24 protein-coding genes, 1 tRNA gene and 1 other RNA gene are annotated in these 20709 nt (G+C 36.0%); 21 read left to right on the top strand and 5 right to left on the bottom strand.

Going from position 1 to position 20709, the window contains the following annotated elements; translation table 11 throughout:
• Window positions 1–17: 17 nt before the first annotated feature.
• The 3 genes from AC2A1G_RS10030 to AC2A1G_RS10020 all read left to right on the top strand — a co-directional run bounded on the left by AC2A1G_RS10030 (window position 18) and on the right by AC2A1G_RS10020 (window position 2112).
• On the top strand, window positions 18–1430 hold the full coding sequence (locus AC2A1G_RS10030; RefSeq protein WP_484046780.1) for an efflux transporter outer membrane subunit: 1413 nt from the start codon (window positions 18–20) through the stop codon (window positions 1428–1430).
• A 195-nt stretch (window positions 1431–1625) separates the two neighbouring features.
• Window positions 1626–1702 (top strand) — tRNA-Ala (locus AC2A1G_RS10025).
• A gap of 29 nt (window positions 1703–1731) precedes the next feature.
• The gene (locus AC2A1G_RS10020) at window positions 1732–2112 is read left to right on the top strand and encodes a hypothetical protein (RefSeq protein ID WP_484046779.1); all 381 of its coding nucleotides are present in this window, start codon (window positions 1732–1734) and stop codon (window positions 2110–2112) included.
• Between the two features lie 67 nt (window positions 2113–2179).
• Here the strand turns inward: AC2A1G_RS10020 and AC2A1G_RS10015 are convergent, their stop codons facing one another.
• From AC2A1G_RS10015 to AC2A1G_RS10005, 3 genes are all read right to left on the bottom strand, one after another.
• Window positions 2180–2479 carry a putative quinol monooxygenase gene (locus tag AC2A1G_RS10015; RefSeq protein ID WP_484046778.1) on the bottom strand — a complete coding sequence of 100 codons (300 nt, stop codon included), beginning with the start codon at window positions 2477–2479 and terminating at the stop codon, window positions 2180–2182.
• Window positions 2480–2496: 17 nt separating this feature from the next.
• On the bottom strand, window positions 2497–3177 hold the full coding sequence (locus tag AC2A1G_RS10010) for a type 1 glutamine amidotransferase domain-containing protein (RefSeq protein ID WP_484046777.1): 681 nt from the start codon (window positions 3175–3177) through the stop codon (window positions 2497–2499).
• A gap of 139 nt (window positions 3178–3316) precedes the next feature.
• On the bottom strand, window positions 3317–3886 hold the full coding sequence (locus AC2A1G_RS10005; RefSeq protein ID WP_484046776.1) for a Crp/Fnr family transcriptional regulator: 570 nt from the start codon (window positions 3884–3886) through the stop codon (window positions 3317–3319).
• A 196-nt stretch (window positions 3887–4082) separates the two neighbouring features.
• Here AC2A1G_RS10005 and uvrA point away from each other — a divergent pair, with 196 nt between their 5' ends.
• From uvrA to AC2A1G_RS09975, 6 genes are all read left to right on the top strand, one after another.
• A complete protein-coding gene (gene uvrA / locus AC2A1G_RS10000) occupies window positions 4083–6911 on the top strand; it encodes an excinuclease ABC subunit UvrA (RefSeq protein WP_484046775.1) in 2829 nt (942 codons plus the stop codon).
• A gap of 37 nt (window positions 6912–6948) precedes the next feature.
• Window positions 6949–7128: a hypothetical protein gene (locus AC2A1G_RS09995; RefSeq protein ID WP_484046774.1), complete on the top strand. Its 180-nt coding sequence runs from the start codon at window positions 6949–6951 to the stop codon at window positions 7126–7128.
• A gap of 237 nt (window positions 7129–7365) precedes the next feature.
• A complete protein-coding gene (locus AC2A1G_RS09990) occupies window positions 7366–7770 on the top strand; it encodes a hypothetical protein (protein ID WP_484046773.1) in 405 nt (134 codons plus the stop codon).
• An 89-nt stretch (window positions 7771–7859) separates the two neighbouring features.
• Entirely contained in the window at window positions 7860–8372 is a 513-nt protein-coding gene (locus AC2A1G_RS09985; RefSeq protein ID WP_484046772.1) for a DUF421 domain-containing protein, read from the top strand.
• Between the two features lie 3 nt (window positions 8373–8375).
• Window positions 8376–8870 (top strand): N-acetyltransferase family protein, encoded by a 495-nt coding sequence (locus tag AC2A1G_RS09980; protein WP_484046771.1) that lies wholly within the window; start codon window positions 8376–8378, stop codon window positions 8868–8870.
• 108 nt (window positions 8871–8978) lie between these two features.
• A complete protein-coding gene (locus AC2A1G_RS09975) occupies window positions 8979–9269 on the top strand; it encodes a hypothetical protein (protein WP_484046770.1) in 291 nt (96 codons plus the stop codon).
• Between the two features lie 44 nt (window positions 9270–9313).
• Here AC2A1G_RS09975 and AC2A1G_RS09970 read toward each other — a convergent pair whose 3' ends face one another.
• Window positions 9314–9628, bottom strand: a complete 315-nt coding sequence (locus AC2A1G_RS09970) for a DUF4286 family protein (protein ID WP_484046769.1) — start codon at window positions 9626–9628, stop codon at window positions 9314–9316.
• A gap of 147 nt (window positions 9629–9775) precedes the next feature.
• On the opposite strand from AC2A1G_RS09970, the gene gyrA reads away from it, so the two are divergent.
• The 5 genes from gyrA to AC2A1G_RS09945 all read left to right on the top strand — a co-directional run bounded on the left by gyrA (window position 9776) and on the right by AC2A1G_RS09945 (window position 16359).
• Window positions 9776–12355: a DNA gyrase subunit A gene (gene gyrA / locus AC2A1G_RS09965; protein ID WP_484046768.1), complete on the top strand. Its 2580-nt coding sequence runs from the start codon at window positions 9776–9778 to the stop codon at window positions 12353–12355.
• A 21-nt stretch (window positions 12356–12376) separates the two neighbouring features.
• Window positions 12377–13405 carry a tetratricopeptide repeat protein gene (locus AC2A1G_RS09960; RefSeq protein ID WP_484046767.1) on the top strand — a complete coding sequence of 343 codons (1029 nt, stop codon included), beginning with the start codon at window positions 12377–12379 and terminating at the stop codon, window positions 13403–13405.
• Window positions 13406–13760: 355 nt separating this feature from the next.
• Window positions 13761–14597: a 1,4-dihydroxy-2-naphthoyl-CoA synthase gene (locus AC2A1G_RS09955; protein WP_484046766.1), complete on the top strand. Its 837-nt coding sequence runs from the start codon at window positions 13761–13763 to the stop codon at window positions 14595–14597.
• Window positions 14598–14664: 67 nt separating this feature from the next.
• Window positions 14665–15597: a 1,4-dihydroxy-2-naphthoate octaprenyltransferase gene (gene menA / locus AC2A1G_RS09950; RefSeq protein ID WP_484046765.1), complete on the top strand. Its 933-nt coding sequence runs from the start codon at window positions 14665–14667 to the stop codon at window positions 15595–15597.
• A gap of 75 nt (window positions 15598–15672) precedes the next feature.
• Entirely contained in the window at window positions 15673–16359 is a 687-nt protein-coding gene (locus AC2A1G_RS09945) for a metal-dependent hydrolase (protein WP_484046764.1), read from the top strand.
• Window positions 16360–16423: 64 nt separating this feature from the next.
• Here the strand turns inward: AC2A1G_RS09945 and ffs are convergent.
• An RNA gene (ffs, locus tag AC2A1G_RS09940) (signal recognition particle sRNA small type) lies at window positions 16424–16520 on the bottom strand.
• Between the two features lie 131 nt (window positions 16521–16651).
• Here ffs and AC2A1G_RS09935 point away from each other — a divergent pair.
• From AC2A1G_RS09935 to AC2A1G_RS09905, 7 genes are read left to right on the top strand one after another with little or no spacing between them, the layout of a single operon-like run.
• Window positions 16652–17248, top strand: a complete 597-nt coding sequence (locus AC2A1G_RS09935; protein WP_484046763.1) for a DUF4199 domain-containing protein — start codon at window positions 16652–16654, stop codon at window positions 17246–17248.
• 52 nt (window positions 17249–17300) lie between these two features.
• A complete protein-coding gene (locus tag AC2A1G_RS09930) occupies window positions 17301–17549 on the top strand; it encodes a DUF6364 family protein (protein ID WP_484046762.1) in 249 nt (82 codons plus the stop codon).
• Window positions 17549–17980, top strand: a complete 432-nt coding sequence (locus tag AC2A1G_RS09925; RefSeq protein ID WP_484046761.1) for a type II toxin-antitoxin system VapC family toxin — start codon at window positions 17549–17551, stop codon at window positions 17978–17980. The genes AC2A1G_RS09930 and AC2A1G_RS09925 overlap by 1 nt, the downstream gene beginning before the upstream one ends.
• A gap of 23 nt (window positions 17981–18003) precedes the next feature.
• Window positions 18004–18954, top strand: a complete 951-nt coding sequence (locus AC2A1G_RS09920) for a glycosyltransferase family 2 protein (RefSeq protein ID WP_484046883.1) — start codon at window positions 18004–18006, stop codon at window positions 18952–18954.
• A 5-nt stretch (window positions 18955–18959) separates the two neighbouring features.
• Window positions 18960–19343, top strand: a complete 384-nt coding sequence (locus tag AC2A1G_RS09915) for a hypothetical protein (RefSeq protein WP_484046760.1) — start codon at window positions 18960–18962, stop codon at window positions 19341–19343.
• Window positions 19343–20047, top strand: coding sequence for a GIN domain-containing protein (locus AC2A1G_RS09910; protein ID WP_484046759.1), 705 nt, complete (start codon window positions 19343–19345; stop codon window positions 20045–20047). The genes AC2A1G_RS09915 and AC2A1G_RS09910 overlap by 1 nt, the downstream gene beginning before the upstream one ends.
• A complete protein-coding gene (locus AC2A1G_RS09905) occupies window positions 20048–20671 on the top strand; it encodes an ATP-binding protein (protein WP_484046758.1) in 624 nt (207 codons plus the stop codon). It abuts the gene before it with no gap.
• Window positions 20672–20709: the final 38 nt, after the last annotated feature.

Here is a 20709-nt window from a genome sequence, read left to right as displayed (position 1 = left end):
TCTTTAAGATTTAAATAATGAAAAATTTATCAATAATAAAAGGAACGGCTTTATCGGTGCTTACCGCTGTAGTTCTTACTTCTTGTCATGTACAAAAAGAGTATGAAAGACCTTCAGCTGTGGTAGATGAAAAACTCTTCCGAACAGATATGCTTCCACAAGACAGCACGAGCACGGCAAATGTTTCCTGGAAAGAAATATTTACTGATCCTGTTCTTCAGAAACATATTTCAAAAGCCTTAGAAAATAATTTAGATATAAGAATCGCATTGCAGAATATTACTTCTGCAGAAGCGTACCTGAGACAAAGCAAAGCAGCCTATCAGCCGACATTAACCGTTGGTCCGGGTTATACTTTTCAGACTCAGTCACTGAACACGCAGTTTGGGCAGATCATTGGGGAAAGAAGATATGTCAATCAGTTTGATATTACCGGAAGTATCGCTTGGGAAGCTGATTTGTGGGGAAAATTAAAAGCTCAGGAAAAAGCGCAGCTGGCAACTTATTTAGGAAATGTTTCAGCGCATCAGGCTGTAAAAAGTAATTTGGTTTCTTCGATTGCATCTGGTTATTTTCAATTGTTGACATTAGACAATCAGAAAAAGATTATTAACGAAACTATAAAAATCAGAGAAGATAATCTTGAAACCACTAAAGCTTTAAAAGAAGCAGGAACTTTGACGGAGGTTGCAGTTCAGCAAAGTCAGGCTTTGGTTTATAATGCTCAGTCTCTGTTGATCGATATCGATACGCAGATTCAGCAATTGGAAAACACAATTAGTCTTTTGATGGGCGAGCCTTCACAAGCGATTGAAAGAACGACTTTGGAAAGCCAGACACTTCCTGAAAACTTCGCACTGGGTTATCCTGCCAATTTATTGGCCAATCGTCCTGATGTAATGCAGGCAGAATTTAATCTGATGAATGCTTTTGAATTGACAAATTCCGCAAAAGCACAGTTTTATCCGACGCTTAAACTTACAGGAAGTGGAGGATTACAGTCGGTGGATATTGATCATTTGTTCAGCGTTAATTCACTTTTTGCAAGTTTAATTGGAGGTTTAGCACAGCCAATTTTAAACAAAAGACAAATTAAAACCAACTACAAAGTTAGTTTGGCAAATAAAGAAACGGCTTATTTGAATTTCAGAAAAACCATTCTTACAGCCGGAAAAGAAGTTTCTGATGCCATCAGAGTATTTTCTGTTCAGGATTCTTTTATTGATTTAAAAGAAAAAGAACTGGAATCTTATAAAAAATCAGTTGACTATTCTCAGGAATTGGTCAACTACGGTATGGCAAACTATCTTGAAGTGCTTACAGCGAATGTAAATGCATTAAATGCAGAATTGAATATTTCAAATGCCCAATACAGCAAAATGAAAGCGGCAGTAGACCTTTACCAAGCCTTAGGTGGCGGGTGGAAGTAATCTTTCTGTTGTTAGATTTTTATATTAATCTTGTTTTAAACGCATACTTTTCGGAGTGTGCGTTTTCTTTTTTGATGAATCTTAAGCATTTAGCATTAATTTTAGGTAGATCTTCAATAAAATTTAACAAATTATTTGTATATATGGTTTAATTACTTACTTTTGTACCGCTTCGTGTAAAAAGCACGGAATAACGGGGAATTAGCTCATCTGGCTAGAGCGTTAGACTGGCAGTCTAAAGGTGACGGGTTCGATCCCCGTATTCTCCACCAAAAAAAACTTTATCAAACCTTGTAATCTTATGAAGAAATTTTTTTTACTTGTGTTAATGGCTGTAATGTTCATCGGTTGTAACTCTGATGACGAATTAACCCTTATTGATTACGTCGGAACGTGGTCTGGTACCTACACCGGAACTAATGATAAAGGAGATTGGAACTTCGTAGTTGCCGATGACGGAAAAGTAACCGGAACGATGCATTCTATCAACAGCAATCAAAACTTTGCAATTATCGGTCGTCTGGACAGATCTGGTCAGTTGGTTGCAGAACTTGCTGTACCTGCAAAAGGAAATTTCAACGGTACACTGACTGTAGAGAAAAAAGGTAACGGAGCCTGGGACATCAGTCTTCCGGCACCTGCAAGAAGCGGAACTTGGGAAGGAACGAAAGATAAAAAGTAATTATCTGCTAAAAATATTTAAACCACAGTTTTTTTTAACTGTGGTTTTTTTGTGGAATATTAAATTTTTAGAATAAATGATTCATTAAAATAACCTCTCTGTTTTCAAGCAAAGGAATAATTTGCTTTACAACTAAATTTTGATAGTGCTCAGAATTCCTGTGAAGTTCTACTGCCGATTCATTTTCATAACCCTCAAATAAAATCAAAGTATTTTCATCGGTTTTGCTCTGATGGATTTTGTAAAATAGATTTCCTTTTTCTTCAGAACTTTTTTGTGAAGCTTCTTTCATCATCTGTAGTACCGCTTCCAATTCTCCTGCTTTTACCTGCCATTTGGCATATACGTAAAATGCCTGTTCGTTCATCTTTTTTTAGTTTTAAATTAAAAATTTTTAGATTCTAAAAGAGCCACCATTTTTTCTCCAACTCCTCTTGCTGAAGCAGGATTCTGCCCGGTTACCAAATTTCCATCAGCAATACTGTTGGCCGACCATGCTTCCGCTGCGTGAAAAATAGCGCCTTGTTCAGTCAAAGCAGTCTGCAAGTCAAAAGGGACATCAGCTCTCGCATAATTATCTTCTTCTTCAGTCGTGAAAGAAGTGATATTTTTTCCGTTGACAAGATATGTTCCGTCACTTAATTTTACATTGAGCAAAGAAACAGGACCATGACAAACAGCTCCTACGATACCGTTTCTTTCATAAACTCCAGCGATTACTTTTTTCAATTCATCGTTTTCCGGCATATCGACCATCGGAGCCAAACCGCCTGGAATGAAAACTGCATCATAATTATTGACATCAACATCTGAAAGTTTTGCAGCTTTCTGCATATCTTCCCAACCTTGTCCGGTCAGAAATTTTAAATTTTCAGGATCATCTGCTAAATTTAACGCATCCAAAAACGGTGATTCGCCCGTTAAACTTGCAAAATCAACCTGGAATTCTGCTTTTTCAAATTCTGCGTAAGGATGTGCTACTTCAGGTAAAAAAGTTCCTGTTCTTCTGTTGTTGGATCCAATTGCATTTGCATTAGAAACAATGATTAATACTTTTGCTTTCATAATTAAAATTTTTAATTGAATGATTTTTTGTTTAAATTTCTAAAGCAAATGTAGGTCGATACAAAGCCTCAATAGAAGGAGGGAAGTCACAAAAAAAGTGTGACTAAAATCACACTTAATATTTTAAAGTTCGAACAAATTATTTTTCATTAGCATAAAGCCTGCTCAAAGTTTCCCTACTCATGCCAAGATATTCAGCAATATATTTTTTAGGAATTTGTTGTACGAGATCTGGATATAATTTTGAAAATTCTTCATACCGCTGCAAAGGCGTGCTTGATAGCAGAAGTCTTATTCTTTGCTGTAAAGCGATGTAGCCATTGGTGAGTTTTACTCTGAAAAAATGTTCCATCTTGTGAAATTCTGACGATAATTTTTCTCTTCCTTCCAAAGTAAGGCATAGAACTTCGCCATCTGTGAGGCATTCTACAAACATGGTTGAGCTGTTTTGTTTAAAGAAAGCCGTATAATCGGTCATCCACCAGTTTTTTTTCGCAAATTGCACGATGTGCTCTTTTCCGTTTTCATCGAGATAAAAGACTTTATAAATTCCATCTAAAACTAAAAATTCATACTGTACTTCGTCACCGTCATGAAGCAGGAACTGATTTTTACGGACATATTTATGCGTAAAAAATGTTTTGATGAATTCAAATTCATCATCTGTGATGGATGTAATTTCTTCTATATGTTCCCGCAGTCTTTTCATGAATGTTAATTAGTAAAATGTAAATTTAAATAAAATTCATCAGGATAAAAGATAATGATTCTTTAATATTTGCATTTGAAAATCAAGAAATACAGATCTTGGAATCGTAAAAATCGGCATAGCATTTAGGACAATAAATTCCATAAAATTCCGTATTTTTGCCACTTGTGATTTTCATGTAAAATCACTCCAAATTATGAGCGAATCTAAAGAATATATAGAAGTTTACGGAGCCAGAGAACACAATCTTAAAAACATTGATGTCAAAATTCCGAGAAACGAATTGGTCGTGATTACCGGACTTTCAGGCAGTGGCAAATCTTCGTTGGCTTTCGATACGATTTTTGCCGAAGGACAGCGTCGCTACATCGAAACATTTTCTGCTTATGCCAGACAGTTTTTAGGTGGATTGGAACGTCCTGATGTTGATAAAATTGAAGGACTTTCTCCTGTAATTGCCATTGAGCAGAAAACAACCAACAAAAATCCGCGTTCAACGGTAGGAACCGTTACAGAACTGTACGATTATCTGCGTCTTTTATTCGCAAGAGTTTCCGATGCCTATTCTCAGACGACAGGAAAAAAACTGGTAAGCTATACCGAAGATCAGATTTTAGATGCCATCAAAGAAAATTACAAAGGCGAAAAAATTATGCTGATGGCGCCTGTTGTGCGTTCCAGAAAAGGGCATTATCACGAGCTTTTCGTACAGATGGCAAAAAAAGGATACGGACAGGCAAGAATTGACGGCGAACTGCAGGATATTGAGTATGATTTAAAACTCGACCGTTACAAAACCCACGACATCGACATCGTTATCGACCGTTGGATCATCGGTGAATCAGCTTCCGAAGCAAGAATGGAAAAATCGTTGCGAACTGCCATGGAAATGGGAGAAGGCTTGATTGGAATTCAAAAATTAGGAAGTACGGATATTGAATACTTTTCTAAGAATTTAATGGATGCCGAAACAGGTCATTCATTAGCATTACCTGAACCAAATACGTTTTCTTTCAACTCTCCGAAAGGAAGCTGCCCGAGTTGTAAAGGTTTAGGAACCATCAAAAAAATCAACACTGATTATTTTGTTGAAAATCCGAAATTATCAATCAATCAGGGAGGTTTGCTGCCTTTGGAAGATATTAAATCCAATAAATATATTCTTTCTCAGATTAAAAATATTCTTGAAATATTTGGTTTGGGATTGTCGACGCCGTTCAAAGATATTCCGGCTGAAGCGTTGAATTATATGTACAACGGCTGCCATAAAGAATTTAGTAAAGATTTAAAATATGCAGGAATTACCAAAAAAATTAAAGTCAGTTTTGATGGTTTAATTCCTTTCATGGAAGAACTGATCGAGGAGAGAGAATCTTACGAAGCGATTTTGCTGGAAAGACATTTTACAACAGAAGAAACCTGTCCGGAATGCAAAGGTGCACGTCTTCAGCCATCAAGTTTAAGTTTTAAAATTGACGGAAAAAATATCGCAGAAATCAACGGTTTGAGTCTTTCAGATTTAAAAGACTGGTTAAGAGAAGTAAAAGATAAGTTCTCAGAAAAAAACGGAATTATCGCTCACGAAATTTTAAAGGAAATTGAAACCAGACTTCAATTTTTACTGGATGTCGGTTTGGATTATCTGAGTCTGAGCAGAAGTTCAAAAACCCTTTCCGGTGGGGAATCCCAGAGAATCCGTCTGGCAACACAGATTGGTTCTCAATTGGTCAACGTTCTTTATATTCTGGATGAACCAAGTATCGGATTGCACCAGAGAGACAACGAAAGGCTGATTAATTCATTGAAAAATCTCCGTGACATCGGAAACTCTGTTTTGGTGGTGGAACACGATAAAGACATGATCATGGAAGCCGATGAAGTCTTGGATATTGGTCCTAGAGCAGGTAAATTTGGAGGCGAAATTCTTTGGCAGGGAAAACCGAAAGATTTACTGAAAGCCGATACCATCACAGCTGATTATATCAATGGTAAAAGAAAAATTGCCATTCCGGAAGTCAGAAGAGAAGGAAATGGGAAAAGCATCGTCTTAAAAGGCGCTACAGGAAATAATCTTAAAAATGTAACGCTTGATATTCCGTTAGGAAAACTGGTGGTTGTCACCGGAATTTCGGGAAGCGGAAAATCATCGCTGATCAACGGAACGTTGTACCCGATTCTGAACAAACATTTTTACAGAGCCGTTCAGGAGCCTTTGCCATTTAAAAAAATTGAAGGTCTTGACAATATCGATAAAATTGTAGACGTAGATCAGACTCCGATTGGTAGAACGCCCCGTTCAAATCCAGCGACCTACACAGGAATGTTTACAGACATCCGAAACCTTTTTGCGGAATTGCCTGAATCTAAAATCCGTGGTTACAAGCCCGGAAGATTTTCATTCAACGTAAAAGGCGGAAGATGCGAAACCTGTCAGGGAGGTGGTTTGAAGGTGATTGAAATGAATTTTTTACCCGACGTTTATGTTCACTGCGAGACCTGCAACGGAAAACGTTTCAACAGAGAAACACTGGAAGTCCGTTATAAAGGAAAATCAATTTCTGACGTATTGGAAATGACGATTGATGAAGCTGTAGATTTCTTTCAGCCGATTCCGAAAATTTTTGCAAGAGTGAAAACTTTGCAGGATGTCGGTTTGGGTTACATCACGATGGGACAGCAGTCTACAACGCTTTCCGGTGGGGAAGCACAGCGTATCAAACTGGCAACCGAACTCGCAAAAAGACAAACCGGAAATACTTTATATATTCTTGACGAACCCACAACCGGACTTCATTTTGAAGACGTTAAAATTCTGATGGATGCCATTAATAAACTGGTAGAATTAGGAAATTCATTCATCATCATCGAGCATAATATGGATGTGATTAAGCTTGCAGATCACATTATCGACGTCGGTCCCGAAGGCGGAAAGCACGGCGGAGAGATTATTGCCAAAGGAACTCCCGAAGAGATCATTAAATCTAAAAGATCTTTGACAGGGAAGTATTTGAAGAAGGAGATGTAGTTCGTATCATTTTTGTCTTTTCAACGAAAATGTAGTTATGAAATCGATTAAAATTTATATTGTAGTTTTTGTATTTTCACTTTCACTTACATCGTGTTTGATTAGATCTACAACCAGCGCAAGAGGTACTCATTCGAAACTAATTCCGCCAGGTCAGGCAAAAAAAATATATGGCACAAAATCAGCAAGGATATTTGCTCCAGGACAAAACAAATAATTTGAAAAGATTAAAACTGCAGCGAAAGTTGCAGTTTTTCTATGAAAAAGCATTAGAAGACAATTCCCAATGTTAACTTTTCAATTATTTTAAAAATTTAAATAACTGAAAATCAATATTTTAAATTTTAATGTTAACTGAATATTAACTGAATGTAAAATTTATATGAATTAATTTATATATCTTTGAATTAGAAAATAAGAAACAATAATAATTAACTCTAAAAATCAAAGACATATGAAAAATAAATTTCAAATATTCGCAGCTTCAGTTTTCGTATTTGCATTTGCAGCAATGTTTAACACAGCAAAAGCTCAAGTATCTTCAGACAATACAATTAAAGAAGTTCAGTTAAATAAAACTGATGCTTTTAATGAAATCAGAAACCAACTGATGGCTAATTTTGATTTCACCAATCAGGATTACCAGCAGGGTATCGTAAATTCTGAGGTGAAATTTGATGTTTCGGAAGAAGGTAAAATTGTAAATGTACATTCAAAAGGAGATTGCAAAGTAGTAAGCAAAGAAATTGAAAAAATCCTAAGCAATCTGCACTACAGAATTGATTCTTCAAAAATGAACGAAAAAATGCTGGCTTCAAGCTTTGTAATGCCTGTGCGAGTAGATATCAACAACAGATAAATGACTTTATCATACTATTTTGAAACTGCCTTTACGGGCAGTTTTTTTATTGGTGTCAATTGTTTAATTTTGATTTTTAAATCTGAATTTTGGAAGAAATTTTGAATGTCGTTTTACGTTCGCTCTGTGTTTACCTTTTCATGGTCACCGCAATCCGTGTGTTTGGAAAAAACCAGTTATCTCAGCTTAATGCGGGGGACGTGGTTTTGCTTCTTCTCATTTCAAACGCCGTGCAGAATGCCATGGTGGGACCAGACACTTCTTTGCAGGGCGGTATTATTGCAGCATTGGTACTTTTTGCAGCCAATTTTATTCTGAAAAGCATTATGTTTAAAAATCCGAAATTTAAAAGTTTTCTGGAGGAAGATCCTGTCATTCTTATTAGAGATGGGAAACTGGATGAGCCTGCCTTAAACAGAGTGAAAATTACTGAAGATGAATTGGAAGAATCCATAAGAGAACATGGTGTTGACGGAATAAAAAATGTGAAACTTTCTATTCTGGAAGTTGACGGAAATATAAGTGTAATTTCAATGGATAAAACCGGCGAACAAACCCATTACACAAGAATTAAAAGGAAAAATAAAAGAAAATATCTTTAAAAAATGTATTACGAATTACGAGAAATGCGTCCCGGTGATGAAAAAAGAGTTTTAGAAATTTTTCAGCAGGGAATTGAAGGCGGAATTGCTACTTTTGAAACCAGCGTTCCCACAGAAGAAGCCTGGGATATGGAGTTTTTGAATGATTGCCGTTGGGTTTTGGAAAATGATAAAAGTGAAGTTGTTGGATGGTGTGGGTTGAAGCCTATCAGTAAAAGAGACTGTTTCAGAGGCGTTGCTGAAATCAGTATTTATTTTGATGATCAATATCAAGGCAAAGGTTTGGGCTCGATGTTACTTAGAAAACTGATTGTTGACAGCGAAGAACACGGTTTCTGGACTTTGCAGGCGAATATTTTTCCGGAAAATGAAATATCAATTAAATTCCATCAGAAATTTGGTTTCAGAACCATCGGAACAAGAAAGAAAGTAGGCAAACTCAATGGAGAATGGAAAGATTTGGTAATGCTGGAGAAGAGAAGCGAAGTTGTTTTTTAACATAAAACATATTAAAGTTTCTTAAATATTGCTTTATTTTTAACCATAAGCAATTATTGGCATTTTCATTGTTAGTTTTTTTTTCAGAAATTTAAAAACAATGGAATTATGAAGAGTTTTGTGAAAATTTTAGGAGCATTTCTCCTGCTTGTCTTTTCTGCCAGCTTCAATACTGTAGATGCTCAGAGACATCATAAATATAAAAAACATCATTATAAATCTGCGAAACATTATCATAAAAGAGTAGCTCATCATCACAGAAGACCTGCCAGATATGTTTCTCATTACAGAAAACCTGTTAGGCATAGGTATTACCGTCCGGTGGTGCATCACAGACCAGTGAGACCGTATTACAGACCTGTTCCGCCAAGGCAAACCGTAATTGTAATCAATCATTAAAATAAAAACCGACTGTTTCAGTGAAGCAGTCGGTTTCGTTTTTTCTATATTTTACTTTTAATAGGATCGAGGAAAGTATTAAAAATCATAATATCCTGTCCGAACTTCATTTCAATACGGTCTGCGATATTCTGAAGCTCGCTTTTGATAAAATCTTCACGAAAGCCTGAATCATCAAAAATCAAAAGTAGATTATAGTTTTTGCCTTCTTCAATAAAGTCGCTTTGCACCTCAGAAAGAATGTATTTATTAACGTCGAGAAGATTTTCTGTCATTACAAATAATTCGTCATCAACGTATTTTGTCCATTCTTCGAGGTTGTCTTTTGGGCAGTGAAATGTGATACTGAGAACACTCATATTTTATGATTTATTTAATATTTTAGATACAATTCTAAGACAAAAATCGGTATTTTTTTCTTAAATTAGCACGTTATAATTTAACCGAAACAAATAATTTTCAGATGTGTAAATAACGCTCTGATTATCATAATAATAAACTTTTATATGCAAAAAGAAGGAGAAAGACTGATTCCTATTAACATCGTTGATGAAATGAAGTCATCTTACATCGACTATTCTATGTCGGTAATTGTTTCCAGAGCACTTCCGGACGTGAGAGATGGCCTTAAACCCGTACACAGAAGGGTATTGTACGGTATGTATGGATTAGGGGTTTTTTCAAACAGAAAATATTTAAAATCTGCCAGAATCGTAGGAGATGTTTTAGGTAAATATCACCCTCACGGCGATTCTTCAGTTTACGATGCCATGGTAAGAATGGCTCAGGACTGGAGCTTACGTTATCCACAGGTTGACGGGCAGGGTAACTTCGGTTCAATGGATGGAGATCCGCCTGCAGCAATGCGTTATACCGAGGCAAGACTTAAGAAAATTTCCGACGAGATTTTATCTGATCTTGATAAAGAAACGGTAGACTTTCAAAATAACTTTGACGACAGTTTAACTGAACCAAGCGTAATGCCTTCAAAAATCCCTAACCTTTTGGTGAACGGAACTTCAGGAATCGCTGTTGGTATGGCAACGAACATGGCGCCACATAATTTAACTGAGTCAATTAATGCAATCTGCGCCTACATCGATAACAGAGAAATCACCATCGATGAACTGATGCAGCACATTATCGCTCCCGATTTCCCGACAGGTGGAATCATCTACGGTTACGACGGCGTGAGAGATGCATTCCATACAGGAAGAGGAAGAGTAGTTTTGAGAGCTAAAGTAGGTTTTGAAGAAGTTCATAACAGAAATGCGATTATTGTAAGCGAAATTCCATATCAGGTTAACAAAGCCGAGATGATTGCCAGAACTGCAGAGTTGGTAAAAGACGAAAAAATCCCTGGAATCTACGAAATCAGAGATGAATCTGACAGAAGAGGTATGCGTATCGTTTATGAATTAAAGAATGATGCGATTCCGAATGTGGTTTTAAACATGCTTTATAAATATACGTCACTTCAGACGTCTTTCAGTGTCAACAATATCGCACTGGTACACGGAAGACCGGAGCAGTTGAATGTTAAGGATATTATTCACCATTTTGTAGAGCACAGACATGAAATAATTGTAAGAAGAACTCAGTACGAGCTTAGAAAAGCGAAGGAAAGAGCTCATATTCTTGAAGGTTTCATGAAAGTGATCGGAACTCAGGATGCTTTGGATAAAGCCATTTCCATCATTCGCCATTCTGCCAATCCGCAGGCTGCGAAAGAAGGTTTGATGACGGAATTTGAACTCTCCGATATCCAGGCTCAGGCAATTCTTGACTTACGTCTTGCACGTCTGACAGGAATGGAGCTTGACAAAATCCGTGATGAGTACGATGCAATTATGAAAGAAATTGCAAACCTGGAAGATATTTTGGCAAACGAATCAAGAAGATTCCAAATCATTAAGGATGAGTTAATTGAAGTAAAAGAAAAATACGGCGACGAAAGAAGAACAGAAATCGACTACTCAGGCGGTGAAATGTCTATCGAAGATATCATCCCGAACGAAGAAGTTGTTCTTACTATTTCTCACGCAGGTTATGTGAAGAGAACGTTGCTTTCAGAATACAAAGTTCAGAGCAGAGGAGGCGTTGGTAACAAAGCAGCTACGACAAGAGATTCAGATTTCCTTGAATATATCGTTTCTGCAACCAACCACCAGTACATGTTATTCTTTACAGAAAAAGGAAGATGTTACTGGCTGAGAGTTTTTGAAATTCCGGAAGGATCAAAAATATCTAAAGGCAGAGCGGTTCAGAACTTAATTAATATTGAACCTGATGATAAAATTAAAGCTTACATCAGAACCAATAATTTAAAAGATACAGAATACGTCAATCAAATGAGTGTGGTGATGGTTACTAAAAACGGTACCATTAAAAAAACTTCTCTGGAAGCGTATTCAAGACCGAGAGTAAATGGTGTAAATGCTATTGAAATCAGAGATAATGACCAGTTGTTAGGTGCTTATTTAACAAACGGAACATCTCAGATCATGATTGCTACGAAAAACGGTAAATGTATCCGTTTCCCTGAAGAAAAAGTAAGAGAAGTAGGAAGAAGTTCTATCGGTGTACGTGGAATTACTTTGGAAGAAAACGACGAAGTAATTGGTATGATCGTTGCCAATGACCTTGAAAACGAAACTGTTTTGGTAGTTTCTGAAAAAGGTTACGGAAAAAGAACTGCAGTTCTTGACTACAGAGAAACCAACAGAGGTGGAAAAGGGGTTATCACATTAAATATCACCGATAAAACAGGAAATCTTATCGCCATCCAAAACGTTACAGACGAAGACGGATTAATGATCATCAACAAATCCGGAGTTGCCATCAGAATGGGAATGGATGAGATGAGAGTGATGGGTAGAAATACTCAGGGTGTAAGAATGATCAACCTGAAGAAAAATGACGAAATCGCTGCCATCGCAAAAGTAGCAATGGATAAAGACGTTCCTGAAGATGAAGAACTGGAAGGAGAAAACGAAATTATAACTGATAACCAAGAGAACCCAGCAGAAAATTTACCGGAAAACGAAACCCCGGAAGATAACACTGAGAATGTTGATTCAGAATAATAATTTTAAAATAAAAATAATATGAAAAAGCTGATTTTAGGAATTGCGATTCTGGCATCTTCTCTTTCGTTTGCACAGAAAGACGATGTAAATGCAAAACTTCAGGCTGCCAATAAAGCGGCAATGGATGCTTTCAATGCAAAAAATTATGCAGTAGCTGCTCCGAAATTTGTAGAAGTTTATGAACTTTTAAAAGCAAGTGGACAGGACGACAAGACCTATCTTTATAATGCAGCAATTAGCTACGCAGTAAACAGTAATATTCCTGAAGCTACAAAGCTTTATGAGCAGTTGATTGCCGCTAATTACACTGGTCAACAAACTACTTATACTGCAAAGGATAAAAAAGGTGAGGTTCAAGCTTTCGAAAAGCCAATGTGGGAAACTTTGAAAGGCAAATCTAAAGATTTTACGGATTTTAAGGAAGAAAAAACACCTTCTGTTGAGCACGAATTGTACGAAACTTTAGCTACTTTATATCTTAATGCAAAAGAGAATGATAAAGCCGTTGCATTAATTGAAAAAGGTTTGGCGAAATTTCCGAATAATACCAAGCTTAAAGACTTTCAGGGAACAGCTTATTACGCTTCAGGGAATAATGACAAATTTGCAGGCGTAATCAAAGAACAATTGGCAAAAGACCCTAATAATGCAGATAACTGGTACAATTTAGGCGTAATTCAATCAAAAAATCCTGCAACAGTAGCAGAAGCAGAAACTGCCCTTAAAAAAGCAATCGAGTTGAAGCCTGATTACTCTAATGCATACATGAATTTGGTGTACACAATCATCGGCGATGAAGATGCGGCTGTCAAAAAAATCAATGAAACCAACAGAACCAACAAAACTGAAGGTGCAAAACTGATTGAAGAAAGAAGAGGCCGTTTTGCAAAAGCATTGCCTTATGCAGAGCAATGGTATAAAGCTTTACCGGAAAGTATTGATGCTGTATCTACTTTAAAAGATATCTACACCATCACAAAAAATACAGAGAAAGCTGCAGCTATGAAAGCTAAACTTACTGAATTGGAAGCAAAGCAGACAAAATAATCTTAAAAAGATTTCACTAAAAAACCGATGCAGAGATGTATCGGTTTTTTTATTTGCACTATTTAAATGTTTAAAAATTTAGCATAATGATTATACTCCAGAAATTTTTAAGAACGCATTTTACAGCTGGATTTTTGTCCAGGATAACGCAGCAGGAACCTTATGAGATAGTCATATTTTATATTCATAAAAAATGAAGCAATTTAAAATGTGATTGGTTTAAATTTTAGAGCCTAGCCAATAACCTGATTGATTGATTTTAAATTAATTTTCAATCCAATTCCCAACGATTATCATTAAATTTTCACCCAAATTTTCTTGTTAAATCCTTATCTTTGGGCAAAATTATTACAAAATGATCGACTGGAAAACCGTGAAGGAATACGACGATATTACCTATAAAAAATGCAACGGCGTGGCAAGAATTGCCTTCAACAGACCGGAAATCAGAAATGCTTTCAGACCAAAAACTACTTCAGAACTATATGATGCTTTTTATGATGCTTCAGAAGATCCATCCATTGGTGTGGTTTTGCTTTCAGGAGAAGGACCAAGTTCAAAAGACGGAGTCTGGGCTTTCTGCAGCGGTGGTGATCAAAAAGCCAGAGGTCAGCAGGGTTACGTTGGAGAAGACGGGAGACACCGTTTAAATATTTTGGAAGTTCAGCGTTTAATCCGTTTTATGCCTAAAGCTGTAATTGCTGTTGTTCCGGGATGGGCTGTAGGTGGCGGCCACTCACTTCATGTGGTTTGTGATCTGACTTTAGCGAGCAAAGAGCACGCAATTTTCAAACAAACTGACGCTGATGTAACCAGTTTTGATGGTGGTTATGGTTCAGCGTATTTGGCTAAAATGGTGGGTCAGAAAAAAGCACGTGAAATTTTCTTTTTAGGAAGAAATTATTCAGCTCAGGAAGCTTTCGAAATGGGAATGGTGAATGCCGTTATTCCTCACGACGAACTTGAAGATACTGCTTACGAATGGGCTCAGGAAATTTTAGGTAAATCTCCGACTTCCATCAGAATGCTGAAATTTGCCATGAATCTTACAGACGACGGAATGGTGGGGCAGCAGGTTTTTGCTGGCGAAGCAACCCGTTTGGCGTACATGACCGAAGAAGCAAAAGAGGGTAGAAACGCCTTCCTTGAAAAAAGAAAACCGGATTTCGGAAAAGATCAGTGGATCTCTTAAAATAATCGATAAATGATAATTGATGTTTGATTACAGCATCATTTATCATTTATCACTTATCAGTTATATGAAAGATTGGATACAGGCCGCAAGGCTCAGAACTTTACCGCTATCTCTGAGCGGAATCATTATGGGATCCTTCATCGCAAAATGGAGACTCTACAGCGAGGGCGGAACTTGGGACTGGAAAATATTTGCACTGGCACTTTTGGTAACTTTACTTTATCAGATTCTCTCCAACTATGCCAACGATTATGGCGACGGAATAAAAGGAACTGATGAAAAACGAGCCACAGAAGCCGAAGCCAGAGCAGTTGCTTCAGGAAAAATTACAGCAAAGCAAATGAAAAATGCAGTGATTTTATTCTCTGTCTTATCGTTTGTGGCAACTTTAGCATTGTTATACCTGGCATTTATCCCTGAAAACATGAATGAATTTTATATTTTCATCGGTTTGGGTGTGGCTTGTATTTTAGCTGCAATTGGTTATACAGTCGGCAAAAAGCCTTATGGATACATGGGATTGGGCGACCTTTTTGTGTTCATTTTCTTTGGTTTGGTTTCGGTTTGCGGAAGTTATTTTCTGTTTACCAAAACCTTTAGTTGGGATATTCTTTTGCCCGGAGCAGCGATTGGGATGATGAGTATGGCAGTATTAAACCTAAACAACATGAGAGACATCGAAAGCGACAGATTATCAGGTAAAAACAGTTTTGCTTTGAGAATCGGCTTTAAAAATGCGATGATTTATGAAATCGTACTTCTTCAGCTGCCAATCATCTTAGTTTTTGTATTTCTCTGTCTTCAGGGATTCTTACAGACACAGCAATATTACGCTTTTATCGTGATGATTTTACTTTTACCGATGATGAAGATAAGAAGGCAAATCATGGCAGTAAAAACGCCGAGAGAGCTTGATCCTTTTCTGAAGCAGGTAGGAATTTTGACGCTGGTGATGGCTGTTCTGACGGTTTTGGGATTAAATTATTTTGGTCTTTAAACCTATTCATTCACAAAATGACAACAAATCATATTTGTGAAATTCGAAAAAATTCGTGCAATAAAAAATTTTAAAATGAAAATACAATACTTAGGACAAAACTGTTTTTTGTTCACTTATAAAGACAAAACAATTCTGTGTGATCCTTTTTACAACTACAAAAAGGCAGAATCAGGATTCGATATTACAGCTCAGAAAATAGATTATATTTTATTGACTCATGCTCACGGAGATCACATCGCTGATGTGGGAGAAGTTTTAGAGCATCATCCAGAAGCTGCAATCATTGCAGTTCCGGAAATCTGCGGGTATTTTAATAATGCAAAAAATACAATTGACGTCAACCTTGGAGGTTCGGCAAAAATAGATGATTTGAAAATCTCAATGGTTCCGGCTCATCACACAAGTTCGTTCCCTGACGGAAGTTATGGTGGCGTTCCTGTAGGGTACATTTTCAGACTTCCTGAAGGTAAAAATGTGTATTTGGCTGGAGATACAGGAGTGATGGCTGATATGCAGTTGTTTCCTGCTTTGTACGGGAATTTAGACTTGTCTATTCTTCCAATTGGCGGTCATTATACGATGTGTGCAAGAAAAGCAGCTTTTGCAGCAGCAGAATTATTAAAAACTCCAAAAGTAATTGGTTGTCATTTTGATACTTTTGCTCCGATAGAAATTAATCATGAAGAAGCGCAAAAGCATTTTGCAGATAAAAATGTAGAATTGGTTTTACCAAAACTCGGAGAAAGTTTCGAGATATAACAAAAAAAAGAGAGATTAAGTAATTTAAATAAAATCATCTTAATCTCTCTTTTTAAAAAATAAAAAATGGCAAGCTACCTAAATCACACCGCTCAACCAATTACCTTTGCTGCGTTCCCACCCTGGAGGATTCTCAGGAGCTGGTTGTTTAGGACTTGCCGTTGCAAATATAGGAATTAATATTAAACCTCAAAACTGTATAACAGAAAAATCCGATGAAAACCCACTAAATTAAGGCTAATCTGCTGAAATTTAAGTTAATAATTTTTCATCTTTTTGTAAATTTTTAAACATGACTAAAAGTCCTACCACCTTCGGAATCATCCTTTTTATTGCTACAATGATTGTCTTTTTTGTAGTTTATGTCTTTTTTTCAGGAATCAATTATTTTGATATATCACTGAAAGTGAATGCTTTTGCTTTGCCCATTCTTTATGCCGGAACCGCTTTTTGGTCAGTAAAAACTTTTTGGAACAACAACAGATATGTAACTTTTAAAGATGCATTCAAAAGAGCATTTTATCCTATGTTTATCGGTGGTTTTTTATCAATAATCACTATTTTTCTTTTCTTAAATTTCATTGATAAGGATGCCAAAAAACTTCTCAACTATCAATACGTTGAAAGACAGAGAACTGAATTAAATGCAGAATATACTTCTGCAAAAAAAGTTTTAAAACATCAGAAAGACATCGATGAACTGGAGAAAAAATATAAAGAAACCCTTCAAAGAGTAAGCGACGAGGCAGTGAAAGGAAAAGATATGCTTACATCAAGTCATTTCGCAGGATATTTTGGAGGAATACTGATATTTTACTTAGTTTTGTCTTTGTTTTTCGGAGCGTTTTTCAGAACAAAATCAAAGCCTGAAGACGGGGAAGAAGCGTAAAATTTTGCAGATATATTGTACAATACGTATATTTGCTTAAAATACACGTGTAATGACAACTAAATTAACATTAACAATAGAAAAGAGCGTCATCGAAAAGGCAAAAAAGTACGCTAAAGGTACGCAGCGAAGCCTTTCTGAGATGGTTCAGAAATATCTGGAGACCTTAGTGAGTGAAAAATATACTGAAGATGAGCTGTCTCCGAAAGTAAAAAAGCTTGCAGGAAGTCTTAAGCTGAACGAAGATTTTGATTATGACAAAGCTTTGGATGAATATTACAAAGAAAAGCATAATTTATAATGAATTTTTTTATAGATACCAATTTGATTTTGGATTTTTTATCTGGCAGAGAACCTTTTGCAGATAATGCAAATCTAATTTTTAATTATGCTGATAATAAAAAAATTAAACTTTTTGCGTCTTCTCAATCAATTTTAACTTCGCATTATGTTTTGAAAAAAGTATTTTCAGAAGAAAAAGTAAGAGAAGCATTAGCAGAAATTCTGGATATTATTGAGATTGTAGCATCAGATAAAGCTATTTTAGAATTGGCTTTAAAATCTCAGCATAAAGATTATGAAGATGGCGTGCAGATATTCTGTGCGCATAAAATTGAAAATTTGGAAGGAATAATTACCCGTGACATGAAAGATTTTTCAACATCTGAAATAACTGTTTTCGCACCTGATGAAGCATTGCTCCACATTAAAAAAGCATTAATAATAAAATAAAGAAGACATTCACTTTGAATAATATAAATTTATCTATAGTCATTCCGTTGCTGAACGAAGAAGATTCTTTGGAACAACTTTTTTCAAGAATCGATAAAACGTGTGTAACCAGCAATTTATCCTACGAAGTTTGGTTTGTAGACGACGGAAGCACAGATCTTTCGTGGAGCATTATTGAGAATCTGAAAGTACAGCATCCTCAGATTCACGGGATCAAATTTTCTAAAAACTACGGAAAATCTCAGGCGCTTCATGCCGCTTTCGCAAGAACTCACGGTGATGTAATAATCACAATGGATGCCGACCTGCAGGATTTTCCAGAAGAAATTCCGGAACTCTACAGAATGGTAATGGAAGAAAATTACGACATCGTTTCCGGCTGGAAAAGAAAGCGTTTCGACAATGTGATGACCAAAAATATTCCTTCAAAACTGTTCAATGCAGCAGCCAGAAAGGTTTCCGGAGTTTATCTTCACGATTTCAACTGCGGTTTGAAAGCTTATAAAAAACAGGTTGTAAAATCAATTGACGTGTATGGAGATATGCACCGTTACATTCCTGTTTTGGCGGCAAATGCAGGTTTCAGAAGAATTACCGAAAAAGAAGTTCCGCACCAGGCAAGACCTTACGGAACATCAAAATTTGGGACTGAAAGATTTATCAGAGGTTTCTTAGACTTGGTAACACTTTGGTTTGTAAGCCGTTTTGGTGGAAGACCAATGCATTTCTTTGGAGCAGTAGGAACAATTATGTTCATCGTTGGTTTTCTTTCAGCTTTTTGGCTGGGAGTTTCAAAACTAATTGACGTTGCAAGAGGAATTTACGGTCATTTGATTACGAATAATCCTTGGTTTTTCATTGCATTAACAATGATGTTGATGGGAACTTTGCTTTTCATCGCAGGATTTTTAGGCGAAATGATTATCCGAACCAACCGTGAGCATAAGAATTATAATATTGATGAAGTGATATAAATTGTATGAAGTTTAGCCTTGTCATTTTAAGTTTCTTATTATTTTCGTGTTCGGAAACAAAAACAAGTGAACCCATTACTTCCAAATGGGAATTCATCAGTATCAATGAAGGGAAAATGAATACTGTTGATGCTAAAATGTTGAATAATATCAAAAATGAGAACGGAACCGGCACGCTGGAATTTAAAAATGATCTGTCTTTTTCATCTCTGGGAAGCAAAAATAACAGTCAGGGGACTTACACTTTGAAAAACAGTACGGTCATCATGCAATATTCTGATCTGCCTGAACCCATTAAATTTAATTATTCTGTCGTCGAAAATAAATATCTCCTTCTTACAAATATAGAAGGTAAACCATTGACGTGGCTTTATAAAAAAAGTAAATAATGAAAAAAGTTGCTTATTCAATCTTAATTTCAGTGTTGGTAATCTCGTGTGGAAAAATTTCACCTGAGGGCAACATCGAAAATAAGGAAGTAAATGTTGAAGAATTTGTAAATCTTGACATGGAAGGGAAATTCCGTGTTTTTTATGCGCGGGGAAACAAAAATTATGTTGAGATTGAAACTTATCCCAACATTGCCGATAATCTGGATGTGGAAGTGAATGACAAAACGCTTTCAATCAAGGAAAACAGAAAAACAAAAGGCGTCGATTTCTACAATGTCATCATTTATTCTAAATACAATCTTGAAAAAGTTTCTATTGCAGATTCTGTTGAGATGAATATTTCAAGTGAAATTAAAACAGATAATTTCAGATTAAATCTTAAAAACCATGCAACTTTCATGGGTTCTGTAAACACCAGAAGGGCCGAAGTGGAAATGCTGAACCGGAGCCGCGCCAACTTTTTAGGGCAAACCAAAGATGCAGTCATCAAAATTTCGGATACAGCAAGCCTGATTGCGCCGTACTGGAGAATTGAAAATTTAAAAATAGATTCCAAAAATGGAAATTACGCCGAGGTCAATGTAAAAGATTCTTTAAAAGGAAATATTCAAAATACTTCAAAATTTGTATATTACAACGATCCAATTCGTGCTTTTAAAGTGGAGAAAACAACGAAGGTGGAGAATAAAAAATTACAGTAATTGAAGAGAAAAAAGTTATACAAAGAAGAAATCCTAACTCATATTGATTCTAGAGATCATGTGAGAATTCGTCCTAAAATGTATTTTGAAGATTGCTTTAAGGAAAATAATTTAAATTCTCTCGTATTTGGTGCAGTCTGTCATGCAATTGATGAATACTTTGATAACAATTGTACTGAAATTATTATTGATATAGATGGACCTTCATTAAGTATAAAATACAATGCAGGAATGTCTTTGGAAAACTCTTGGGACTTAACCAAAGCTGAATGTATTATGACAAAAATTGGAGCCTGTAGCAACCAAAAAAAGCATTTGGCTGTTGGAGATGAATTTTGTAGGGTGGGAATGAACACCATGAATGCTGTTTCAGAAAAATGTGAATTGAAAACAATTTATAGCAATCAAAAAGCTCAATTTATCTTTGAGAAAGGAGTTACAGTTTTTAAAGAATTTGTAGATACTGAAATTGTAGATGAATATACACAAATTAATTTTGAACTTAGTAAAGAAATTTTTGGAGATTTAACTTTTGACTTATATGATTTACAACTGAAAATAAATTCTCTAAAAGAAAAACTACCTAATTTAAATTTTAAACTCAACTCATTAATAATAATATAGAAAAATAAAAGCGTTAGTTGGAGGAGAAAAGCTTCCAG

Source organism: Chryseobacterium sp. HNCC26DJ240, assembly GCF_057180485.1.
The sequence above is the reverse complement of the archived record's forward strand: the minus strand, read 5'-3'. Positions and strand labels throughout refer to the sequence as shown.